General features: G+C 60.5%; 3 protein-coding genes and 1 tRNA gene. All 4 read right to left on the reverse strand.

From position 1 onward, the window contains the following. The 4 genes from EOL86_13485 to EOL86_13500 all read right to left on the reverse strand — a co-directional run bounded on the left by EOL86_13485 (position 1) and on the right by EOL86_13500 (position 2521). Positions 1 to 85 (reverse strand) — tRNA-Leu (locus EOL86_13485). A gap of 82 nt (positions 86 to 167) precedes the next feature. Continuing rightward, positions 168 to 569 carry a preprotein translocase subunit SecG gene (gene secG / locus EOL86_13490; protein NCD26588.1) on the reverse strand — a complete coding sequence of 134 codons (402 nt, stop codon included), beginning with the start codon at positions 567 to 569 and terminating at the stop codon, positions 168 to 170. A gap of 18 nt (positions 570 to 587) precedes the next feature. Continuing rightward, entirely contained in the window at positions 588 to 1343 is a 756-nt protein-coding gene (locus EOL86_13495) for a triose-phosphate isomerase (protein ID NCD26589.1), read from the reverse strand. Then, on the reverse strand, positions 1340 to 2521 hold the full coding sequence (locus EOL86_13500; protein ID NCD26590.1) for a phosphoglycerate kinase: 1182 nt from the start codon (positions 2519 to 2521) through the stop codon (positions 1340 to 1342). Before EOL86_13500 ends, EOL86_13495 begins: the two co-directional genes overlap by 4 nt. Positions 2522 to 2636 lie beyond the last annotated feature (115 nt).

Here is a 2636-nt window from a genome sequence, read left to right on the forward strand (position 1 = left end):
TGGTGTCGAAGGGGGGACTCGAACCCCCACGGGATACCCCACTACCCCCTCAAGATAGCGTGTCTACCAATTCCACCACTTCGACATAAGCTCTTCAATTTCGCGATCTTTCCGTAAACCGGAGAAGCTGTCTTTATACACGACTCCGGTTCTTGTCCAGCATTTTTTTAATTTGTTTTTGGCTGTGTTTCCGTCTGCGCGTTCTGATCGACCGGGGTCTCGGACTCGGGCGCAGTCTGAGTCTCGGACACGGCCGGCGCGGCCGGAGTCTCGGACACCGTCGGCGCGGCCGGGGTTTGGGTCACGGGCATGTCCAGTACGATGGATTCCTTGGGCGAGGTATGCTGCTGCGTGCTGACATACGTGAAGACCATGGAGGTGATGAAAAACACCGTCGCCGCGCCGGCCGTCAGTTTGCTGAGCAGATTACCCGCGCCGCTGGCACCAAACAAGGAACCGCCGCCACCGCCAAAAATAACCCCCATGCCTTCCTTGCCCGATTGGAGCAGGACAAGAACCACAAGGGTGACGCATGCGATGACATGAATGGTGATTATCAAAGAATTCAAGTAAATACCTCCAAAGAATTACGCCAGGACGATCTGACTGAAGCTGTCTGCCTTGAGACTCGCGCCGCCTACCAACACACCGTCGACATTGTCAAGGCGGACAATGGCGCCGGCGTTGTCCGGCTTGACCGAACCGCCGTAGAGAATGCGCACCCGCGCGCCCTGTTCCGGCATCAATTCCAAAAGTTTTGTCCGCACGAAAGCGTGCGCGGCCAAAATCTCCGCCGGCCCGGCCACCTCGCCCGTGCCGATGGCCCAGACCGGCTCGTAGGCCACGGCCAAGTTATCGGACGTGGCCAGGGCCAAGGCGTCGGCCAGGCCGCGTTCCAGCTGTCGGGTCAGCACGGCTTCGACCTGCCCGGCCCGCCGCTCGGTGATGGTTTCGCCAACGCAGAGAATGATCTTCAGCCCAGCCGACAGCCCGAACGCGACCTTGCGGCCGATGAGGTCGTCATCCTCGCCCAACACGTGTCGCCGCTCGGAATGTCCAACCAGGGCATGACCACAGCCCAGATCCACGAGCTGCTCCGGAGCGATCTCGCCGGTAAAGGCTCCCTGCGCGGAAGGGTAAAAGTTCTGGGCGCCAAGATGCAGCCCGGCCTGTCCGGCCAGGGCCCGGCCGACGTGGTCCAGCATGATGGCCGGCGGGCAAATCAGCACTTCCCGGTCCCCAGGCAGTTTTCCGGCCAAAAGCCCGGCCAGGGAGCGGGCCGTGGCCTCGCCATCGGCCACGGTTTTGTACATCTTCCAGTTGGCGGCCATGAGCTTTTTCATGACTTTTTCTCCAAGGCGGTGAACGCCGGCAGTTCCTTGCCCTCCAGGAATTCGAGAAAGGAACCGCCGCCAGTCGAAATGAATGAAAACTTCTCCGTCATCCCGGTCTGTTCGACGATGACGTTGGTGTCGCCGCCGCCAAGGATGGTCAGGGCGTCAATGGCCGCCACGATCCGGCACAGATTGATGGACCCCTGGGCAAAGGCCGGATTCTCGAAGGCGCCCATGGGTCCGTTCCAGATCACGGTTTTCGCGTTCTTGACGACCTCGGCGAACAGGGTGTGCGAGGCCGGGCCCGTGTCCAGAATCATTTCATCGGCCGGGATATCCTGATAGGTGCGCACGCCCGAGGCGATGCCACCCTTGGGGTCCGTGCCCAGAATAAAGTCCACGGGCAGATAAAATTTGACACCCTTTTCCCTGGCCTCGACCATGATGGCCATGGCCTCCTCCAACAGATCGTCCTCGACCAGGGAGGTTCCAACCTCGAAACCCTGGGCCTTGCGGAAGGTGTTGGCCATGGCTCCACCCACGATCATGGAATCAACCTTGTCCATGAGGGCCTTCAGGACGCCCAGCTTGGATGAAACCTTGGCGCCGCCGATAATGGCCACGAAGGGACGTTGCGGGTCCTTCAGGGCCTCGCCCAGGTATTGCCATTCCTTTTTGAGCAACAGCCCGCCACGGCAGTCATCGATGAACTCGGTCACGCCGACCACCGAGGCATGGGCCCGGTGCGAGGCGCCAAAGGCATCATTGACATAGACCTGGCCAAACTTGGCCAATTCGCGACTAAACTCCGGATCGTTCTTGGTTTCACCGGCGTGAAAGCGCAAATTTTCCAGCAACAAAACCTGGCCCGGCGCCAGATCTTCGGCCATGGCCAGGGACTCCGGACCAATGCAGTCCGGCGCCATGCGTACCTCGCGGCCAAGCAATTCCGCCAACCGCGCGGCCACGGGCCGAAGAGAAAATTCAGGAACCGGAACGCCCTTGGGACGGCCCAGATGGGAACACAACACCAGGGACGCGCCCGCGTCCAACGCCAACCTAAGGGTGGGCAGACTCTGGACGATGCGATTGTCGTCCACGATCGCGCCGTTCTTGATGGGCACGTTGTAATCCACGCGCACCAGGACCCGCTTGCCCTCCAGGGAAAGATCATCGATAAATCGCATATGGCACCTCGCATCGTGCACTGGTTGTTGACAATAAAGACGGCTGGAACGTCCGCTCCCTACAGCAATCACCCCGCGATGACAATGCCCGCCCCAAACCGCGCGACTCTCCGCT

This window comes from Deltaproteobacteria bacterium, assembly GCA_009930495.1.
Classification (GTDB): domain Bacteria; phylum Desulfobacterota; class Desulfovibrionia; order Desulfovibrionales; family Desulfomicrobiaceae; genus Desulfomicrobium.

Excerpts from the sequence above, each read along its gene's own strand:
- EOL86_13495 (NCD26589.1), bottom strand. The coding sequence starts at position 1,343 with ATGAAAAAGCTCATGGCCGCCAACTGGAAGATGTACAAAACCGTGGCC.
- EOL86_13500 (NCD26590.1), bottom strand. The coding sequence starts at position 2,521 with ATGCGATTTATCGATGATCTTTCCCTGGAGGGCAAGCGGGTCCTGGTG.